We start from the raw sequence: 19,058 nt of genomic DNA on the forward strand, positions 1-19,058 counted from the left end.
CCTGAAGGGGATCCGGGATATAGGCAGGGACGGTGCGGCATGAGGCTTCTGATGGAGCAGATGCGCGCACTCCACCGGCTGGAGCCGGCAAACCGCGACCACCTCGCCGCCCTGCGCGTGGCCATCAGCGTCGCAGTCCCCTCGCTCCTCCTCTTGGCCGCGGGCCGGACCGACCTCATTATGTACGCCGTCTTCGGCGCCCTGACCGGGATGTACGGCCGCTCGGAACCGCACCAGCTCCGCTTCCTGCACCAGTGCCAGGCCGCGGTGGTCCTGTTGGGCGGCGTAACTGCAGGCCTCCTGCTGTCCGTCAACCACCTCCAGTCCTGGTGGCTTGTCGCCGTGGAAGCGGTCCTGGCCGGCGTCGGATCGGTCTTCGCCGACAGGGTGCGGCTCAAGCCGAACGGGCCGTTCTTTGGCATCCTGGCGCTGGGAGCCTGCGCCTCGGTCCCCGTGCCCGGTCCCTGGTACCTGGCCCTGCTCATTGCGGCCGGCTCAGCTGCGTTTTCCCTGCTGGTGGGTTTCGGCGGCTGGATCCGGCACAGATCCTGGCAGCCGGGTGCCGCCCGGACCGCGGCGGCCCTGCAGCCCGCCGGCCAGCGCGAGCTGCTGGTGCACGCCACCCGGTACGTGCTCGCCGTTGGAGCCGCCGGTACCGTGGGGGTCCTCAGCGGCAGCGGCCACCCGCACTGGGCAATGGCCGCCGCAGCCGTTCCCCTGGCCGGCGCCGACCTGCCCAGCAGCGTCCGGCGGGGCATCCACCGCATCGTCGGGACGTTTGTAGGGTTGGCCGTCACCGCCGTCGTCCTTCTTCCCGGACCGTGGACCCTGGCGGGCCTGTTTCCCGGGCAGCAAGCCGTGCTGCTGGCCCTCCTGGTGATCCTGTTCCAGTTCACCACGGAGCTGTTTATGGCCCGCCACTACGGCCTGGCGATGGTTTCCTTCACCCCGGTGATCCTGCTGATGACCCAGCTCGCCGCCCCCATCGACCCCGCGGTCCTGATCCTGGAACGCGGCGTGGAGACCCTGGTGGGCGCGCTGGTGGGCATCGCAGTGGTGGTTGCGGTGCGGCGGGCAAAATCACGGACGGTTGCTGCCCTCATCGGGCTTCCGCGGCGGGCCCGCCACTAGCTTCGCCGGGGCTATCCGCGCCAGCGCAGCAACCAGTTTGTAGCGCTTGGTGGGGATGGAAACGGCTTTGCCCCGGGCATTGTCCGCCAGCCCCTCCCGGACCACGCGCCCCGGACGAAGCCAGGTCCACGACGGAACCACGGACTTGTCCATGCCCATGCGGTCGTGGAATTCGGTGTGGACAAAGCCCGGGCAGACCGCCGTGACTCTCACTCCCCGCGCGCCGTAGGCGAGGTTGGCCCACCGGCTGAAGCTCACCATCCACGCCTTCGCCGCGGAATACGTGCCCCGCGGCAGGAACGCGGCGATGCTGGCCACGTTGATGATCCGCCCCTCGCCACGGTCCAGCATGCCCTTGAGGGCGGCATGCGCCAGGACCATGGACGTTTCCACATGCAGCTTCAGGTGCAGTTTCTCCTCGGAGACGGGGTTGTCCTCGAAGTTGTGCAGCAGCCCGATGCCTGCGTTGTTGACCAGGATTCCCACCGGCCGCCGGGGATCGGACAAGCGTCCGACGACGGCGGCAACGTCTGCGTCGTCCGTCAGGTCCGCGGGAAGCGCCTCAGCCGTGATTCCGTAGCGCCGTTCCAGGCCCGCCGCTGCTTCCTCGAGGCGGGCCCGGTCCCGCGCCACCAGCACCAGGTTGCAGCCCTGGGCAGCGAGCTGGCGTGCGAACTCGGCGCCCAGGCCTGCACTTGCCCCGGTGACCAGGGCCGTAGTTCCGGAAATCGAAGTAGGTCCGGAAATATCTGGCGTCATGGTGCCAGCCTAGCCCTGCACCTTTCCGCCAGTCCTTCTTCCCGTTGTTTTACCCAGCTAACCTCGCCAGCGGGTTCGCGAGGCGGCCGGCCATTTGGAGCCCGCCGGAGGGATCAGCCAGGTCCAGCATCTGCTGGTTGTTACGGAGCTGGAGCCGGTTCAGGCAGGACAGCTCGAAATCCTCCGCAAACAGGTCGTGGCGCGCAAACTGGTCGACGAGTTCCGGGTGCTGCCCCTGGTAGTCGCGGATGCTGGCGGCAGCGGTCCGCCAGAACTCCTCCTGGCTGACCTTGCCGTCCTCCGCCAGGAGTGCGGCCAGGAAGCGGAAGATGCAGTCGAAGATATCCGTGAAGACCGCCAGCACCTTCTCCCCGTCCGGGATGTCCGCCTTGATCCGGGACACCTCCCCGGGAAGGTCCAGCCGGTCCCCCATCACCACAATCTCCTCGGCGATGTCCTTCATGACGGCCCGCACCGGCACCCCGTCTTCGAGGACGAGGATCACGTTCTCACCGTGCGGCATAAAGGCCAGCTCATAGTTGAACAGGCAGTGCACCAACGGGACCAGGTAGGCCTCGAAGTACCGCCGGAGCCACTCCACCGGCGCCAGCCCGGACCGCTCGATCAGCGCCGAAACCATCGGCTTTCCTTCGGCATCCACGTGCAGCAGCGAGGCCATGGTGGCCAGCTGCTGGCCTTCCTGCAGCAGCGGAAGCGGGCTTTCGCGCCACAGGGCGGAGAGCATCTTCCGGTAGGGCGAACCCTTGGCGGAGGCGGCCTCGTAGTATCCGTTGTGGTAGCCGATTGCGGCGAGTTCGCCGATCATGGTGAACCCCCGGCTTTGGAGGGCACCATCGGATTCGATCAGGTTCCGCAGCCAGTCATTGATCGCCGGCGTGGCCTTCATGTACTGCGGCGACAGTCCGCGCATAAAGCCCATGTTCAACACGGACATGGCGGTTTTGACGTAGTGCCGCTCCGGGGCAGTGGTGTTGAAGAAGGTCCGGATGGACTGCTGCGCCTGGTAGCTGTCCCTCCCGGTACCCAGGTACACAATCCGCTGGCGGGCGATCTCGGCCGCGAACGTCACGGTGAGCTTGTTCTCCCACTGCCACGGGTGCACGGGCATCAGGAAGTACTGGTCCGGGTCGAGGCCCAGCACCTGGAGTTCGGCGTCGAAGCTGCCCAGCAGTGAACCGAGCTCGGCGTCCAGGTGCGCGCGGTAATCCAGTCCTGCAGTTGCGGTGAACACTGCCTGGCTCCGGTGCACGGCGATCCACTCCAGCTGCACCGGGGCTCCCGTCTCCGGCGCGAAGGCGTGGTAATCGGTGATGCCGAAGCCGAGGCGCCCGTTGTTGGCCACAAAGCAGGGGTGGCCTTCGGTCATGCTGCGCTCGATGGCCTGGAAGTCTACGGCCGGGTTGACGCCGCCGCTGACGCCGGCTGCCAGTTCCGCGGCCGGGGGCTGGCCGGCCCACTGCTTGTACGCGTGGCTTGCCAGGGTGCTGCTGACCTCCTCGAGGTACACCGGGAGCATCTGCAGGTTGATGCCCAGGGTGCCGTGGAACGCGGTGATGAATTCCAGTACGTCCAGTGGTTGTTCAGCGCCTTCCCGGAAGCAGTGGATGGACCCGGCGTCTATGGACCAGTGCTCCAGTTCCAGGAGCCTGGCAGTGAAGCGGTACTCCAGCGTGCCGTCGTCGCTGCGGACCCGGTAGTTCCCGGCCTTTTCGTCCAGGGGCTCGGGGGCAAGGATCCGTTCGTGGGAGAACTCGGCGAGTGCCTTGCGGAGGAGGTGCCGGTTGGCGTTGTCCCACCGGCCTGCATTGAGGTGCGGGGCAGCGTTGGGGGTGCCGGCAGCAGCCGGATCCATGCCGGGCGCAGGTGCGGAATCAAGGTGGACGGTCACAGTGAGGCTCCCTGCATGACGGGTGTGGACAGAGTGTTCAGTGCCGCACGCGCGGCCAGGTAATCGGTGCGGCTGCAGAAGCTCAGCAGAGCGTCTTTGTCCGGCAGTGTCACCACGCCGGCAGACTGGAACCCCAGCCGTTCATTGAGCGCGTGGATCTTGGTGTTCCGGGCATCCGGCTCCACGACGATCCGCTCCACTCCCGGTCTGGCGAACAGCCGGTCCAGGACAGCGTCCATCACTGAGGTGGTGTAGCCCGGCACGGGAGCGTCCGACGGCGGTGCCACCAGCAGGTGCATCCCCACGTCGCCGGGCTGGACCGCATACAAGCCCGCCAGCGGCGAGGATTCCGGCAGGTACTCCTCCATCAGGAAGGCGGGGACGCCGTCGTCGAGCCCCAGCAGGGCGTGGTGGTGACCGCTGGTCTGGATCCTGGTGTATTCCGCCACCACGTCCTCGACGCTTGCAGACAGCATGCCCCAGAACGAGGCGTACGGCCGGGTGACCCAGCTGTGGAGGAGCGCTGCGTCGGCCTGCGCATCGAGGCAGCGGAAGGTGAAGCTCATGCCGGCACCCCTGCCGCGGGGTCCGCAGTGAGGTCCGGGGCAGTGCGGTCCGGTAATGCGCTGAGGTCCGCGGGCGCCCCGAATTGCTGGAACGCGATACTCCGCTCCACGGGGTACACCTCGCGGCCTGTGATTTCGCGGAGGATGCAGGAGTTGCGGTAGGCGCCCATGCCCAGGTCCGGGGTGACGAACCCATGCGTGTGCAGCTCGGCGTTCTGGACGAAGATCTCGCCTGGTTCCACACCGGTGCTGTAGTTCCGGTCCACGGCGAACCTGCCGGCGCTGTCCCGGGCAATGCGGTCCTGAATGCCGCCAAGGAACCCGGGTTCCTGGTAGCCGTAGCCGGTGGCAAGCACCACCGCTTCACTGTCCAGCGTGTAGGACGTGCCCTGTTCCCCGTGCTCCAGGTGCAGGGTGTGGGTCCGGGTCTCCGGGTCCCACTGGCCGCCGGTCAAGGTGGAGTGGGTCAGCAGTTGAGTGTCCACCAGGCCGGAGATGCTCTTGGTGTAGAGCAGGTCGTAGATGGCGTCGATCAGGTCCGAGTTGATGCCCTTGTAGAGGTTCTTTTGCGTCTTGTTGAGTTGGTCGCGCTGGTGCTGCGGCAGGCCGTGGAAGTAGTCCACGTACTCGGGCGAGGTCATCTCGAGGGTCAGCTTGGTGTATTCCAGCGGGAAGAACCGGCCCGAGCGGGTCACCCAGTTCAGCTGGTACCCGTGGACGTCCGATTCCTGCAGGAGCTCGTAGTAAATTTCGGCGGCACTCTGGCCGCTGCCCAGGATGGTGATGCTGCGCTGCTGCTGCAGCTCGGCCTTCCGGGCCAGGTATTCGGCATTGTGCAGGACCACTCCCCCGCGGCCGGCAGCGGCGTCCGCCACTATTCCAGCCGCCGCCTCCGGCACGTACGGGGAGGTTCCGGTGCCCAGCACCAGCCGCCGAGCCAGCAGTACCTCCGGCCCTTCGGGGCCTGAGACGGACAGCCGGTACACGCCGTCGTCGTACGTGGTATCCAGCACAGCTGTGCCAAAACGGACGCTCGGCAGCTGCCCGGCCACCCACTGGCAGTACTGGTTGTACTCGGCCCGCAGGGGGTAGAAATTTTCGCGGATATAGAAGCGGTACAGCCTGCCGGTCTGCTTGAGGAAGTTCAGGAAGGAGTAGGGCGAGGTGGGGTCGGCCAGGGTGACCAGGTCCGCCATAAAGGGGACCTGGAGGTGGGCCGGCTCCAGCATCATGCCGGGGTGCCAGTCGAAGGATTCCCGGCGTTCCAGGAAGACGCCGTCCAGCCCGTCCACCGGCTCGGCAAGTGCGGCCAGGCCCAGGTTGAAGGGCCCGACGCCGACGGCGGCGAAGTCGTAGATCCTGCTGTTGCCCATAGCTCGGCTATCGGTGCTCATGCGGATACCTCGCTCTGCAGCAGTCCCGCGCCGGTGCGGCGCAGGAGGGTGATGATCTGGGCAATGTCCTCAAGGGTGGCCTCGGCGTTGAGGAGGGTGAACTTCAGGTAGTGGCGGCCGCCCACCTTTGTGCCCGCCACCACCGCTTCCCCGGAGGCGAAGACGGCGGCGCGGATGGCAGGGTTGAGGGCATCTGCGGCGTCTTCGGGGAGGCGGTTACCGCCCTCCAGGCGCGGACGGTACCGGAACACCAGGGTGGACAGCTGCGGCGGTGCGGCGAGTTCGAAGTCGTCATCCGCGGCGAGCAGGGTACCCACTCGTGCGGTGAGGTCGATGGCCTCATCGAACAGGGCGCCGATGGCGTCAGCGCCCATGATCCGCAGGGTGAGCCACAGCTTCAGTGCGTCGAACCGACGGGTGGTCTGGATGCTTTTGTCCACCTGGTTGGGGATGTCGGCGAGGGCGGCGCTTTCCGGGTTCAGGTAATCGGCGTAGTACGTGATGTGGCGCAGCATGGTCCGGTCGCGGACCAGCAGGGCGCTGGAGCTTACCGGCTGGAAGAACGTCTTGTGGAAATCAACGGTGACTGAGTCCGCCAGCCTGGTTCCGTCCAGGAGGTGCCGGTAGCGGCCGGAAACCATCAGGCCGCCGCCGTAAGCCGCGTCGATGTGGAACCAGGCGCCGTAGGCCCCGGCGAGTGCGGCGAGCTCGGCGAGCGGGTCCACCGCGCCGAAGTCGGTGGTGCCGGCGGTGGCCACCACGGCCATGGGGCTCAGGCCGGCGCCGCGCGCTTCCGCCAGGGCTTCGGCGAGGGCGGCCGGGTCCATCCGGTGGTCAGCGGTGCATGGCACGGTGACCACGGCGTCGAACCCCAACCCCAGCATGGAGGCCGACTTCTGGATGCTGAAGTGGCTGTCCTCCGAGGTGAAGATCCGCAGGGTGTCCAGCAGGGCAGGCAACCGGAGTGCGCTGCGTGCCGGGTCCTGGCGGAGGCCGGCAACAGCGTGGTTGCGGGCAATGAGCAGGGCCTGGAGGTTGGACTGGCTGCCGCCGGAGGTGAAGATGCCGTCGGCCGCATCGCCGAGGTGCAGCCGGGCGGCGGCCCAGTCGATGAGGCGGCGCTCGATCATGGTGGCCCCCGCGCTCTGGTCCCAGGTGTCCAGCGAGGAGTTCACGGCGGAGAGGACGGCCTCGCCCACCAGCGCCGGAATCACCACGGGGCAGTTGAGGTGGGCGGCATACTTGGCGTCGTGGAAGTAGATGGCGTCACGCAGGTACACGTCTTCGAGTTCCTGCAGCGCCGCTGCGGTGTCCGGCAGGGGTGTTTCCAGGTCCACCGCTCCCACGCGGGCCTTCAGCTCTGATGGTCCGACGCCGGTGAACGGCCGGGTGGTCCGCTCCAGTTTGGTAGCCACAGCCGTGACACCCTGGAGCACCTGGGCCACGTAGCGGGGTGAGTTGCGCGCGTTGAGCAGGTGGTTGCTGGCCGCGAGCGCGAGTTCCACCCGCGAGCCAAAATCCTGGCCCGGGGGTTCCTGGCGGTCTCGCGGTTCGTCCACTTCTAACTCATCAAGGCGGGGCATCAGCGGCACTGGTCATCCTTTGGGTTGGCGTTTCACTCAGATTGCAAAGGCAAGCCTTACTTAGGTGAGCCTTTTAATCAAACTTTCGTGATGTATTTATCCGCCGCCGCGGATTTTCGCGGGTTTTGGTTATCCGTGGGCGTCATTGACTGGCGGTAAAGACCGCTCCTGCTGCAAAATACCCCGCTGCCGTGGTCTTCAGAGCGGCCAGTCATGGGCGGCGCCGGGAGAGTTAGGGTTGGGGTACAGTCAGCCGGCGAGGGCTGCAGATCCATCAAGGGGAAACATGGAGCAGTCAGCGGGCATGATGGGCTTCCGGGAAGTGGACCAGGACGGGAATCCGGTGGGCCCCGGGGACGGTGCGGCAGTGGCGGAGGATCAGCCCGGCGGGCGCTTTCCTGCCGCCGTGAACCCGTTCATCATTGCCTTGTGGGTGATTGCCGCCACGCTGCTGGGCGGCGGAGTTTGGGCTTTCCTCAACGCCAGCGTTGAGATCGGGCCGTCCCCCGGATCCATGCCGTTGTCTTTTGTGGTTTTTACCTTTGCCCCGCACGCGGCACTGAGCGGCGTCATCGCGATTATCGGACTGCTGTTCTGGCACGCGCACCAGTGGCAGCGGAAGCGCGCCCAGGCCCCTCAGGGCCCGTCCGCGAAGCCGGAAATGTGACCCGGGGAACACGCGGATTTGTTTCGAGATTAGTAAGCATGCTTTGCTTATGGGGTAAATGAACCTCCGCAAGCAATCGCGGCGGGCTGCCAACGCCGGCAGGACCGTAAGAAGCCCAAGGACGAACATCATGACCACCGCTACACCAGACCACCTCGCGGCCCGCATGGAAACGGCAGCAGAAGGCGGAGCTCCCGTAAGCTCCATCCGTCCTGCAGACCTGGGTTTGCTGGAGACGTTGAGTTCGAAAATGCATTGCCGGACTCCCATGAAGCGGGTGGATCCGGACGAGACGCCCCTCTTCCAGCCGGTGTTCGTTGACGGCGCCACGGTCATTCCCGTCGGCGCCGCATCCCCGGCCGGCCCCTCACCCGCCGCCGTTGACACCTACCGCTGCGCCTGCGGCTTCACCATCGATGTCCCCATGGCCGCGGCACACGCCCTGGCCAGCTGACCCGCCCGGCACCACTGTGATGCCGGACGCTTACCGGAGCCGGGTCACGCTCCCAAACCGGTGCTGGCCGGCCGTTCCGGCCAGTCCACGCACTGTTCATAGCCCTCGTGCTTGCGCAGGTAGGCGGCGATGAACGGGCAATGCGGAATGATCCGCTTTCCTGCTGCCACAACGTCGTCCAGCGCAAAGTGGGCGAGGACCTTTCCCAGGCCCTGGCCTTCAAAGTCCGGCGAGGTTTCGGTGTGGCTGAAGTCGATATGGCCGGGCAGGTCCTGGTAGAAGGACTGGACGGCAAGTTTGCCGCCCACCAGCAGTTCGTAGCGGTGCTGCGCGTCATTGCGCCGCAGCGTGACGTCGGGGGTGAACCTATCCTCGGTGGACATCATGTTCTCGGTCATGGTTCGACACTGGCACTACTTCACGTCGCTGGCAATGCCCGGGTGCCCCCTCCTGCGGGCATCCCGGGATGTGGCCCCGCAGGAGGGGACACTGCGGGCGGAGGAGCGGCCCGACGTCAGGCGAGGAGGAGGGCGAAAATCCCGAGCACGACGGCGAGCAGGGGCAGGGTGCCCTGGATGGCAGCGGGCCGGAGGTACTTCCTGCCCGTCAAGGCCAGGACCGCCGCAGCCAGGACCATGGAACCGCAGCTGCTGAAGACCAGGGTCCAGCCCGCCACCGATTGCGCCGATCCCCCGGGTGCCAGCGCCACGCAGCCGACGCCGATCAAAGCCCCGATGGCCAGAAAGAGGTTGTAGAAGCCCTGGTTGTAGGCAAGCGGCCTGGTGGTTTCGGCGTCAGCCTGGGAACCCACCCCGAAACGCTTCCAGGTGGCCGGCCTGGTCCAGGTGACCGACTCCATGGTGAAGATGTAGACGTGCAGTGCAGCAGCCAGGAAGGCAAAAAGGAGGGAGACCAGGATCATTGCTTGATCCTAGCCTCCCCCTCCAAGGGAAGGTCAGCGGGTGAGGGTCGCCAGCGTGGTGCTGGCGAAGCTGCGGGCGGACTGGTTCCAGTGCCCCAGGAGACCCTGGAGGTTCTCGCCGTCGGACCGGTGGGCAGGCAGCTGTTCCTGCAGCGCAGCGAGGACGCCGGTGCGTAGTTCAGTATTGAAGTTGACCTTGCCCACGTTCATGGAGGCCGCCTTCACCAGCTCCCCGGCAGGAATTCCGGAGGCGCCGTGGAGCACCAGCGGGATATGGGTCCGCACGGCGATGTCCTGCAGCACGTCCCAGCGCAGCTGCGGCTCCCCCTTGTACCTGCCGTGGACATTTCCGACGGCGACGGCCAGCAGTTCCGCGCCGGTCCGGGACACAAAGTCCTCCACCTGCGCCGAATCCGTCAGCCCGGCCACCGGCACGCCGGACTGGTCTGCGCCGAAGGCGCGGTCCTCGTCTCCGGCCAGGCCCCCCAGCTCGGCTTCGAGCACCACGTCCGGACCCAGCAGCTCCCGGGCTGCGCGGACCAGCGCGATGTTGTCCTCATAGGCGAGGGAGGAACCGTCGGCGAGGACGGAATCCGCCCCGGCAGCGACGGCGTCGGCCATCACTGAAAGGTCAGTGGCGTGGTCAAGCTGCACCGCGACCGGAACGGATGCGGCGTCGGCGAGGCCGCGCAGGGCTCCGATCAGGCGCAGGCCGTTAGGTGTAGCCGCTGTTTTGGGTGCGACCAGCAGGATGACGCCGCGGCCGGATTCCTCCGCAGCCGCCACCACTGCCAGCGCGGTGGTGAAGTCGTAGCAGGTGAAAGCCGGGACGGCCGAGCCCTGCTGCAGGGCGGAGGTGACCAGGTGGTCGAGTCGGGTGCGCATCAGACGCCCAGCCCTCCCACCAGGATCCAGGCCACGAAGGTCAGCGCGAAGCCGGCCAGGCCCAGGATGGTGGTGAGGACCGTCCAGGTCCTGAGACCGTCGGAAACGGTGAGGCCGTAGTAGCGCACCACGGTCCAGAAGCCGGCGTCGGTCACATGGGACAGGCCCAGTGATCCGAAGCCGATGGCGATGACAATCACCGCGATCTGGGCCGGGCCGTAGCCGCCTTCCATCACGGCGGAGGTCAGCAGGCCGGTGGTGGTGACGATGGCAACAGTGGCCGAGCCCTGCGCGGCGCGGAGTGCCAGGGAAATCACGAAGCCCAGGGCGATGACGGGCAGGCCCAGGTGGTCCAGGGTCTGGGACAGGGCGGCACCGATTCCGGAGGTGCGCAGGACTTCACCGAACACGCCGCCGGCGGCAACCACCATAAGGATGGAGGCGATGGGAGGCAGCGCGCCTTCGAAGATCTCCCCCGTTTCCTTCAGCGACCAGTTCCGGCGGACCGCCAGCAGGAAGAAGGACAGCGCGACGGCGACCAGGAGCGCGAAGAACGGGTTGCCTACAAAAGCGGCCAGGCCGTACCAGGAGTTGTCCTTGGGGATGGTCAGCGTGCCCAGGGTGCCGAGCAGGATCTGCACGATCGGGGCGGCAATGAGGAAGATGATCAGGCCGGGGCGCGGCGGGGCAATGGCTGCAGCACCGGGGCCGTCGTGGCCCACCTTGACCAGTGAGTCGGAGCCGAACTCCTCAACCTGCGCTTTGACGGACGGGAGCAGTTCGTAATCCTTGCGGTTCATGATGCTGGCCACCCAGTAGGACAGGAAGCCGAGCGGAACGCAGATGGCCAGCGAGATGAGGGTGATGAGTCCGATGTCGGCGCCGAAAACGCCGGCGCCTGCCACGATGCCGGGGTGCGGCGGGACGGCGACGTGGATGGAGAGCATAATGCCGGCCATGGGCAGGCCGAACTTGACCGGGTGCACGTTGGCGATTTTGGCGAAGGCGTACACGATGGGGACCAGCACGATGATTCCGACTTCGAAGAACACCGGAATGGCCACCAGGAAGCCGACGGCGGTGAGGGCCACGGCCACACGCTTGGCGCCGAGCTTCTCGGTGAAGTGGGCGGCGAGCGACTGGACTCCGCCGGACACTTCGATCATGCGGCCCAGGACGGCACCGAGGGCGATCAGGAGTGCCACTTTGCCCATGGTGCTGCCCACGCCGTTGGCCACAACGGTGAAGACGTCCTTGAGCGGGATCTGGGCTGCGACGGCAACCATGATGCTGACCGTGAGCAGGGCAACGAAAGCCTGGATTTTGAAGCGGATGATCATCACCAGCAGCACGGCAATGCCGAGGGCTGCGATGGTCAGCAGCAGCGGGGTTCCGAGCTCCACTGCGGGTTTGATGGCCGGGGCATCAGCCGCCCGCACTATGAGCGGGCTCATGAGGTGATTCATGACAGGTGTCTCCTTTGACGAGCCAGTCTTCCAGAAGACGGGCGATCAGGCGCTGTTTTTTCTTGGGGGGGAACGCTGGGAGGTACGGCGACGGAGGAGGGGGACCGCCGTCGTCGTACTTCTTTGGAGTTTTTGTCCAGATATGCAGGGCAAACAGGCCTTTAAGTCGGCATATCTGGACAAAAACTCCTGGCGGGAGGGCTAGTTGGTGCGCTTGGTGGGGGCGACCACCTTGATGACTGCGGAGTCATCGGCGGCGGCGAGGCCCTGGGCCTGGCCCAGGAGGTAGAGCTGCTCCGCAGCGGCGGCAACCGGGGCTGCCAGGCCGGCGGCGCGGGTGGCCTTGCCCACGATGCCCATGTCCTTGACGAAGATGTCCAGGCGGGAAAGCACCTCGGCGCCTTCCTCGTTGTAGGCCTCAAGGATGCGCGGGCCGCGGTTGGAGAGCATAAACGAACCGGCGGCACCGGCCTCAAGGGCCGCGAGGGTCTTGGCCTGGTCCAGCCCCAGCGCGTCGGCGAGGGCCATTGCCTCGGCAGCGGCGGCGATATGAACGCCGCAGAGGAGCTGGTTGACGGTCTTGAGGGCCTGGCCGTCGCCGGGCTTGTCGCCCACCACTGTCAACGTGGAGGCCAGGAGTTCCAGCGCGGGGGCTGCCTTTTCGCGGGCTTCGGGGGAAGCGCCGACGACGATCAGCAGGTCGCCTTCGCCGGCGCGCTTGGGGCCGCCGGACAGGGGGGCGTCCACGAGCTCGACGCCGTACTCGGCCAGCTTGGCGACGGTGGAGGGGATGGCCTCGGTGCCCACGGTGCTGCCGAGGATCACGACGGCGCCCGGCTCCAGTACGGAGGCTACGCCGTTCTCGCCGAAGAGGACGTCGTTGAGCTGTTCGCCGTTGCGGACGGCCAGGAGCACGGCGTCCGCGCCTTTGGCAGCTTCGCGGGCGGTGCTGAAGGTGGCAATGCCGGCTTCTTCGGCGAGCTTGAGGCGGGGCTCGGCGATGTCGAAGCCGTGGACGGTCAGCTGGGACGCAAGGCGGGTGGCCATGGGCAGGCCCATGGCGCCGAGGCCCAGGACGGTGACGGTGTAGTTGCTGGTCATGGTGTTCTCCATTGAATTTTTTCTGGAATTAGGGGTTAGTGGCGGGCAGGCCCGCCACCCGGGAGGCCAGGGGGCCGTGGGGACTAGAAGGTATTGCTGAGCTTGCGGGTGACGTCGGCGAGGGACTGGTCGTCGCCCACGTTGCCCGCGAACACGATGTATGGGACGCCCTTGGCGGGACCGTCCACCGGCTCCCACAGGGAGACGATGCCCGGCAGCATGGGGCCCCGGACGATCGCGTGGCGGATTTCCAGGCCGTGGGCGGCCACATCCGAGGATGTGATGCCGCCCTTGGCGATGACGAACCGCGGCGGGAAGGTCTTCAGGGTGCGGTTCACGACGGCGACGACGGCGGCGGACACGGTGCGTGCGATTCGCAGGCTTTCGGCGGGGTCGTCGGTCTTGATGAGCAGGCGGCTGGTGTGGACGATGACGTCGCCGCTGCGGAGGGCCTCGACGACGGTGTCCACGGTCTGGTCCAAGTGCGCGTCAGCGTCGGCTCCGAGAAGCTTCTCGACGTCGATCTCCACGATGCGGGCGGCGCTGTGCTGTTCGGTCAGGGCCTTGAGCTGGCGGGTGGTGACGCCAACATGGGATCCGACGACGATGAGGCCGCCTGCCTCGGACGGGGTGTTGCCGGCGTAGGCTTCGGCGCCGCTGAGTTCTTTGCGGATCTCCTGGCCGATGCGGGCGCGTCCGAACGGCGGCCCCACGCGGTAGAGCAGCTTCTTGCCGCGGCGTTCGGCTTCTTCCAGGCCCAGGGACAGTGCGCGGAGGTCGTTTTCGCTGACGATGTCGGCCACGATGGGGGTGGAGTCTGTAGCCGCTTCAATGGCGTCGGCGATGGCGTTGGCGCTGGTCTGTGCACCCTCGGCAGGATCCTGGGCGGCTGCTCCGGCGCGGATGATGTTGAGGTCCAGGACGATCACGGAGTCTGCGGCGAAGCGTCCCTGGGACTTCTCCTGGACGTAGTCGGCCATCACGGAGGTGGTGAAGCCGAAGGTGGCGTCCTTCGCGAATTCGGTCTCGGACACCGGGGTGAGGGTGCCTGCTGCCTCACCGGTGCCGCGCATGTAGTGGACGCCGCCGATGGTGACCCGTCCGGCGTCGGGGAAGGCTGGAACCAGCACCACGCCGTCGGTCTTTTCCCCGCTGACCTCGGCCACGGTGGCGGCGATGACGTCCGGCTCCAGCGGGTAGTGGCCGCGCAGGGTGGAATCGCTGCGGCTGACGAAACCGAGGCGCAGTTCAGCGGGTGACCCGGCGGCGGCGAGGGCGTTGCGGACCACTTCCTCGTTGCGGGCGGCTGCTTCTGCGGGGTCCAGGCTGCGCGTGTTGGTCAGGACGTAGACGGCCGGCTTGGACTGGCCGAAGGCCCAGATGAAGTCCTCGACATCCCAGCGGGTGAGCACGGGCAGATCTGCCACCGACTGCGTTCCGGTGGGGTCGTCGTCGAGCACTACCAGCACCCGCGGGGTCTCCGCGTTGGAGGCAGCCACGGCGTCAGCCACGGCCGCGGCGGGAATCCGGACCTCGGCCGGATAGGCGGCCAGAACGTCTGCTTCAAGCTTCACTGTGCACTCCGTTGTGTATGGGTCCTCGGAACCTGATCGAACTGTAAGATGTCTGACATCTTGCATTTGAATGCCAGTGTGGCACAGGACATAAAGACGCGCAAGTAGACTTGTCTGACATATCCGCAAGAGGTAGTGGGGGCAGCAGCATGGCAAGGAAGTCGCTGGTAGGGCAGGTGGCCGATGAGCTCCTGGACCGCATCATTGCAGGCGAATTCCCGCCGGGCTCACTGGTCCCCGGAGAGCACGAACTCAGCGCCCGGCACGAAGTCAGCCGCATGACCGTCCGCGAAGCCATGAAAACCCTCGAGGCGCAGCACATCCTCAGCGTGGAGCGCGGCCGCGGCACGTTCGTCAACCCGCTCAACCGGTGGGCATCCCTGGAAGCGGTGCTGCGCGCAGCGTCAGAGGGAAAAAACGAAGCCGAAGCCTCCGTCCAGCTCATCGAGCTCCGGCGGATGCTGGAAACGGGCGCCTGCGAACTGGCGGCGGGACGCATCAGCGACAGCGGCATCCAGACGCTTTTCGGCCATGTGGCCGCCATGCGCGCCGCCCACGAGGTGAACGACGTCGCCGCATTTGTGGAAGCCGACCTGGCTTTTCACGACCTGATCCTGCATGCCTCAGAGAATGTTTTTGTAGCCGTTTTGTTCGAGCCGCTCCATCGCGTGCTGGAGAAGCGGCGCACGGAAACTTCGGCCGTGCCCCAGATTCAGGAGCACGCCATCGGGCATCACCAGAACATCGCTGAAGCCCTCGAATCCCGGGACCCCGCACGTTCCCGCGAAGCGATGGACGCGCACATGCAGCAGACCCTGGACGACCTCAAGAACCTGGTGCTCGAGGCGAAGTAGCCCCCGCGCCTGGAGTCAGGGCTGCTGCGGCGCGGCGGTGGTCCCGCGGACCACCAGCTCCGTGGCCACTTCCAGGGCCGTCGGCGTACCGGAGGCAGGCTGGTCCTGCTGTTCGGTCAGCATCCCCACCGCCATCGAGGCCAATTGTGCCAGCGGCTGGCGGACAGTGGTCAACGGCGGGGACGTCAGGGCGGCCTGGGCAATGTCGTCAAAGCCCACGATGCTGAGGTCTTGCGGGACACGCAGCGAGCGCTGGGCCGCCGCGTTCATCACACCAAGAGCCTGAAGGTCGCTGCCAGTGAAGATCGCTGTGGGCGGCTGCGGCAGGTCAAGCAGTTCTCCGCCCAGCCGCATCCCCGACTCGATACTGAAATCCCCGTCCTGCACCAGCTCGGGCAGGACCGGCAACCCGGCTTCATGCAGTGCTGCGGCATAGGCGGCATAACGTGCACGGCCATGTCCGGCGCTGTGCTTTCGGCCGGTAATGATGCCGATCCGCCGGTGGCCCTGCCCCAGCAGGTGGCCCACCGCGGCGAGGGCTCCGGAGAACGACGCCGGGCTGACGCTGGGAACTGCCAGGCCTTCGGTTCCTTCCGGGTCGATGGCGACGGCGGGAATCTTCAGGGCCCGCACCATGGTGACCAGCCGGGAGCCCGTCCGGGGCGCCAGCAGCAGCACGCCGTCGAGCCGGTTCACTGACGGCTCCCGCAGTTTGCGCCAGCGCTCCGCCGTCGAGTGTTCTGCGCGGGCGTACGCCACCGCGTATCCCAGCCGGTCTGCGGCCGCCTCCACACCCGCCATGGTTTCCAGGACCCAGGGCGAATCGAAGTTGTTGACGACCAGCTGCAGGAAGCCCGGCTGGGCGGGCGCCGCCGCACGCTTGGAGTAGTCCAGCTCCTCCAGGGCCTGCTGCACCCTGGCACGGGTGGCGTCCGAGACGTGGGTCCGGCCGTTGAGCACCTTGGAGACGGTGGGTACGGAGACACCGGCCGCGGCCGCGACGTCAGCAATCTTGGGACGCGGGGTGGCGGTCACGGGGGCAGTCCTCGGGGTCATGTGGTTGCGGCGGCGAGTTGCGGGGTGGCTGTACGGCGCGGGGGCGAAACATCCACGCGCACGGGTCCCACGATAACATTGCCGCCTTCTTCCGAACCCAGTGGAGACGCGGCGAAAAGGCCCAGCTCGGCGCCGATCCACTGGCCCTTGGCCACCTCGAAGTTCCAGCCCTGGACCTCCCAGGGCTCCCCCGGTCCTGAACGCCAGGCGAACGTGGAGCGGGGTGTTCCGTCGGTGCGGATCTGCAGCTCTATCCGGGGACCCGGCAACCCAAGCCTCCGCCCCAGCCGCTGCTCATGCGGCCCCTCGCCCCCGGTGCCGTCGCCCAGGACGTAGCCCTCGGCTGTCCGAATGATGCCGAGCCAGGCGTATTCCAGGCCGAGCACCACCACTCCCGCCCGGGTTCCCACCGGCACGTCCTGCAACTCAATGGAGGTGGTGAAGGTGGACGGCGTGCCCGGCAGGATCTGCCCCAGTACGTTGGGCAGCTCGCGCAGGTTCACGGGATCGTTGGCCTTGGGCTTCAGGACCAGGTGCCCGCCCCCGCACTGGTGCGCCCAGTCTTCCTGCGGGTTCGCCTGCCAGTGCCACTGGGGCCCGAGCCGCGGCGAGGAGAAATCGTCGCTGGCGGGCGGTGCCATGTCCTGGGCAAAAGTACCCAAAGGGTACGGATGCGCGGCCACCGGAGTGCCCGGTCCGCCGTCGGGACCCCGCTCGCCCATCCAGGGCCAGCCGTCCCCGGTCCACCCCATGGGCTGCAGATGCACCACGCGGCCGTACGGCCCGCGGTCCTGGAAATGCAGGAACCAGTCCTCGCCGCGGGGGGTGGTCACCCACGCGCCTTGGTGCGGACCGTTCACCTCACTGCTCCCCTGCTCCAGGACGCGCCGCTCCTCATACGGCCCGAACGGGGACCTTGAGCGGAACACAGACTGCCAGCCCGTTGCCACCCCACCGGCCGGAGCAAAGATCCAGTACCAGCCGTCGCGCTTGTAGAACTTCGGTCCCTCCAGGGTGGTGTAACCGGGCAGGTCAGCCCCGTTGATCACGTGGGTTCCATTGTCGAGGAGCCTGCTGGCATCCGGGCTCATGCGGTGGACCGTCAGCCGGTTCTTGACCCCGATCCGGCTCTGGGCCCAGCCATGCACCAGGTACGCCTGGCCGTCCTCGTCCCACAAAGGGCAAGGATCGATAAGACCGCGGCCGGCGTAGAGCAGGTGCGGCTCCGTCCACGGCCCCTCGGCCTTTTCGGCGCTCAACACGAAGATGCCGTGGTCCGGGTCCGGGTAGAAAATCCAAAAGCGCCCCTCGTGGTGGCGCAGCGCCGGTGCCCACACGCCGCTGCCGTGCCGCACCAGTGAATAGTGGCTGGCCTGCGGCAGTTCGGTCAGCGCATGGCCGATGTGCTCCCAGTCCACCAGGTTCCGGGAGCGCAGGACCGGCAGCCCGGGTACGCGGTTGAAACTGGAGGCAATGAAGTAGTAGACGCCGTTGACCTGCACGGCGTCGGGGTCCGGCCAGTCGGCGTTAAGGATGGGGTTGCTGTAAACAGGGGCGGGGATCCGGGTGGTCATGGTGTCCTGTCAGGAGAGCCGGGGCATGAGGGGATGCTGGTTCAGGAGTTCAAGAGCATGCGCGGCCGTCGGCACGGGCCCATCGTGGATGACGGCGTGCAGGGCGAGCTTCAGGGGGTTGTGGTGGTCCGCGGCGGCGGGTTTGCCCCACGCCACCGCCGGTCCGGCCCCAAGGTAGCCATCAGCCCGGACGAACCAGGGCAGAATGCGGCCGGCATCCTGGGCGAGGAGCACTGTCACGGGTGCACCATTGATGTGCATGCCGATGGACAGCCAGCGCGAGCCGGAACCGTGGGCGGCACCCGCGCCGGTCCCTGCCTCCGACAGGACCTGCGCCTGGCCGGCACTCTCCGGAAAGCGCCAGAAAATGCCGCCGTAGCCCGCACCTTTCCGTCCTTTCACGGCCGACGACGACACCTCCAGCCGCTGTACGTCCGCCGCCGGGACAATCACCGAGGACAGTGAAAGGGCCCAGGCCGAGGGGCCGGTGCTGCGGAAATACCGGACGCGGCGTTGTTCGGCGGCCAGTTCCCGGCCGTCGGCGGCGAGCCAGGAGACCAGGCCTGTTTCTTCCTCGCTGTGTTCCTCGCCGCCTTCCTGCGATGGGGACTGCCAACCGTGCGGCACTTGCTTTCCGTGGTTAGGCAAAAGCATCGGGCCGTTGGCTGCCGTGTAGGTGGACCCGCCCCAGAAATTAGTTCCGTTGACGTCGGAAAACGCGACGGACAGCCCCAGGTGGTGCGGGTGGTCTGCGGGTTCGGCGTCGGTGACGACTGTCCCCGCCTTTGACCGCAAAGGGTGGAGATAGGGCCGCGGCGACAAGCTCGCGGGTTGCTGCAGTGCGGTGTTGTGCGTGGCAAGCAGATGCTCTTGCCACGCAAAGCCACGTGCCGCAACAGGGGTATCGATGGGAATGGACAAGCAGGCCTCCCGTGAGGGGCAGTTCCAGGATGTGGGCATCAGCATACGCAGATCCGAAATGGAACGGCAATAGCTAAAGAAACTTTCCGATCTCCGACCTTCCTCAGGTTTCCAAATATGTGTTGACAGTCACAGCGTTTTCTTGCTAGAAATCGTTTACCGAGCTTAGCTCCACGGGGGCTGCCGCATTGAACCCTCGTCTTCGCGGAGCCAGTGGATGCCCCATAGCCAACAGAAACTTT

18 protein-coding genes are annotated in these 19,058 nt (G+C 66.8%); 4 read left to right on the forward strand and 14 right to left on the reverse strand.

All coding sequences use genetic code 11. The features are described from left to right. Nucleotides 1-39 precede the first annotated feature (39 nt). A complete protein-coding gene (locus AC3A4Z_RS12405; protein ID WP_498711807.1) occupies nucleotides 40-1,131 on the forward strand; it encodes an FUSC family protein in 1,092 nt (363 codons plus the stop codon). On the opposite strand, the gene AC3A4Z_RS12410 is transcribed toward AC3A4Z_RS12405, so the two are convergent. The 5 genes from AC3A4Z_RS12410 to AC3A4Z_RS12430 are packed head-to-tail and all read right to left on the reverse strand — an operon-like array spanning nucleotide 1,081 to nucleotide 7,342. Further along, on the reverse strand, nucleotides 1,081-1,890 hold the full coding sequence (locus AC3A4Z_RS12410) for an SDR family NAD(P)-dependent oxidoreductase (RefSeq protein ID WP_498711808.1): 810 nt from the start codon (nucleotides 1,888-1,890) through the stop codon (nucleotides 1,081-1,083). The genes AC3A4Z_RS12405 and AC3A4Z_RS12410 overlap by 51 nt on opposite strands. A 49-nt stretch (nucleotides 1,891-1,939) precedes the next feature. Next, nucleotides 1,940-3,763 (reverse strand): IucA/IucC family protein, encoded by a 1,824-nt coding sequence (locus tag AC3A4Z_RS12415; RefSeq protein WP_498711842.1) that lies wholly within the window; start codon nucleotides 3,761-3,763, stop codon nucleotides 1,940-1,942. A 32-nt stretch (nucleotides 3,764-3,795) separates the two neighbouring features. Beyond that, entirely contained in the window at nucleotides 3,796-4,365 is a 570-nt protein-coding gene (locus AC3A4Z_RS12420) for a GNAT family N-acetyltransferase (RefSeq protein WP_498711809.1), read from the reverse strand. Continuing rightward, entirely contained in the window at nucleotides 4,362-5,759 is a 1,398-nt protein-coding gene (locus AC3A4Z_RS12425) for a lysine N(6)-hydroxylase/L-ornithine N(5)-oxygenase family protein (protein ID WP_498711810.1), read from the reverse strand. The genes AC3A4Z_RS12420 and AC3A4Z_RS12425 overlap by 4 nt, the downstream gene beginning before the upstream one ends. Then, a complete protein-coding gene (locus tag AC3A4Z_RS12430; RefSeq protein ID WP_498711843.1) occupies nucleotides 5,756-7,342 on the reverse strand; it encodes a pyridoxal phosphate-dependent decarboxylase family protein in 1,587 nt (528 codons plus the stop codon). Before AC3A4Z_RS12430 ends, AC3A4Z_RS12425 begins: the two co-directional genes overlap by 4 nt. Before the next feature lie 286 nt (nucleotides 7,343-7,628). Here AC3A4Z_RS12430 and AC3A4Z_RS12435 point away from each other — a divergent pair, with 286 nt between their 5' ends. Together AC3A4Z_RS12435 and AC3A4Z_RS12440 are read left to right on the forward strand one after the other, a co-directional pair. Beyond that, entirely contained in the window at nucleotides 7,629-8,009 is a 381-nt protein-coding gene (locus tag AC3A4Z_RS12435) for a hypothetical protein (RefSeq protein WP_498711811.1), read from the forward strand. 130 nt (nucleotides 8,010-8,139) lie between these two features. After that, entirely contained in the window at nucleotides 8,140-8,463 is a 324-nt protein-coding gene (locus tag AC3A4Z_RS12440) for a hypothetical protein (RefSeq protein ID WP_498711812.1), read from the forward strand. Nucleotides 8,464-8,507: 44 nt separating this feature from the next. On the opposite strand, the gene AC3A4Z_RS12445 is transcribed toward AC3A4Z_RS12440, so the two are convergent. The 6 genes from AC3A4Z_RS12445 to AC3A4Z_RS12470 form a co-directional block, all read right to left on the reverse strand. Continuing rightward, complete coding sequence (locus AC3A4Z_RS12445; protein ID WP_050056617.1) at nucleotides 8,508-8,861, reverse strand: GNAT family N-acetyltransferase; 354 nt, start codon at nucleotides 8,859-8,861, stop codon at nucleotides 8,508-8,510. Nucleotides 8,862-8,977: 116 nt separating this feature from the next. Further along, nucleotides 8,978-9,385 (reverse strand): DUF1304 domain-containing protein, encoded by a 408-nt coding sequence (locus AC3A4Z_RS12450; RefSeq protein WP_498711813.1) that lies wholly within the window; start codon nucleotides 9,383-9,385, stop codon nucleotides 8,978-8,980. A gap of 33 nt (nucleotides 9,386-9,418) precedes the next feature. Continuing rightward, nucleotides 9,419-10,270, reverse strand: a complete 852-nt coding sequence (locus AC3A4Z_RS12455) for a class II fructose-bisphosphate aldolase (protein WP_498711814.1) — start codon at nucleotides 10,268-10,270, stop codon at nucleotides 9,419-9,421. Continuing rightward, nucleotides 10,270-11,736, reverse strand: a complete 1,467-nt coding sequence (locus AC3A4Z_RS12460; RefSeq protein WP_498711815.1) for a GntP family transporter — start codon at nucleotides 11,734-11,736, stop codon at nucleotides 10,270-10,272. Before AC3A4Z_RS12460 ends, AC3A4Z_RS12455 begins: the two co-directional genes overlap by 1 nt. 201 nt (nucleotides 11,737-11,937) lie before the next feature. Continuing rightward, nucleotides 11,938-12,837, reverse strand: coding sequence for an NAD(P)-dependent oxidoreductase (locus AC3A4Z_RS12465; RefSeq protein ID WP_498711816.1), 900 nt, complete (start codon nucleotides 12,835-12,837; stop codon nucleotides 11,938-11,940). An 83-nt stretch (nucleotides 12,838-12,920) separates the two neighbouring features. Further along, nucleotides 12,921-14,411, reverse strand: a complete 1,491-nt coding sequence (locus AC3A4Z_RS12470) for a four-carbon acid sugar kinase family protein (RefSeq protein WP_498711817.1) — start codon at nucleotides 14,409-14,411, stop codon at nucleotides 12,921-12,923. Between the two features lie 149 nt (nucleotides 14,412-14,560). On the opposite strand from AC3A4Z_RS12470, the gene AC3A4Z_RS12475 reads away from it, so the two are divergent. Next, the gene (locus AC3A4Z_RS12475) at nucleotides 14,561-15,265 is read left to right on the forward strand and encodes an FCD domain-containing protein (RefSeq protein ID WP_493971673.1); all 705 of its coding nucleotides are present in this window, start codon (nucleotides 14,561-14,563) and stop codon (nucleotides 15,263-15,265) included. A 15-nt stretch (nucleotides 15,266-15,280) separates the two neighbouring features. Here AC3A4Z_RS12475 and AC3A4Z_RS12480 read toward each other — a convergent pair whose 3' ends face one another. Genes AC3A4Z_RS12480 through AC3A4Z_RS12490 form a run of 3 tightly spaced genes read right to left on the reverse strand, consistent with a single transcriptional unit; the run spans nucleotide 15,281 to nucleotide 18,816 of the window. Next, on the reverse strand, nucleotides 15,281-16,300 hold the full coding sequence (locus tag AC3A4Z_RS12480) for a LacI family DNA-binding transcriptional regulator (RefSeq protein WP_498711818.1): 1,020 nt from the start codon (nucleotides 16,298-16,300) through the stop codon (nucleotides 15,281-15,283). A 17-nt stretch (nucleotides 16,301-16,317) separates the two neighbouring features. After that, on the reverse strand, nucleotides 16,318-17,895 hold the full coding sequence (locus tag AC3A4Z_RS12485) for a glycoside hydrolase family 43 protein (protein ID WP_498711819.1): 1,578 nt from the start codon (nucleotides 17,893-17,895) through the stop codon (nucleotides 16,318-16,320). A 9-nt stretch (nucleotides 17,896-17,904) separates the two neighbouring features. Further along, complete coding sequence (locus tag AC3A4Z_RS12490) at nucleotides 17,905-18,816, reverse strand: DUF6807 family protein (RefSeq protein WP_498711820.1); 912 nt, start codon at nucleotides 18,814-18,816, stop codon at nucleotides 17,905-17,907. Nucleotides 18,817-19,058: the final 242 nt, after the last annotated feature.

The organism is Arthrobacter sp. Soil_C_49, assembly GCF_057656635.1.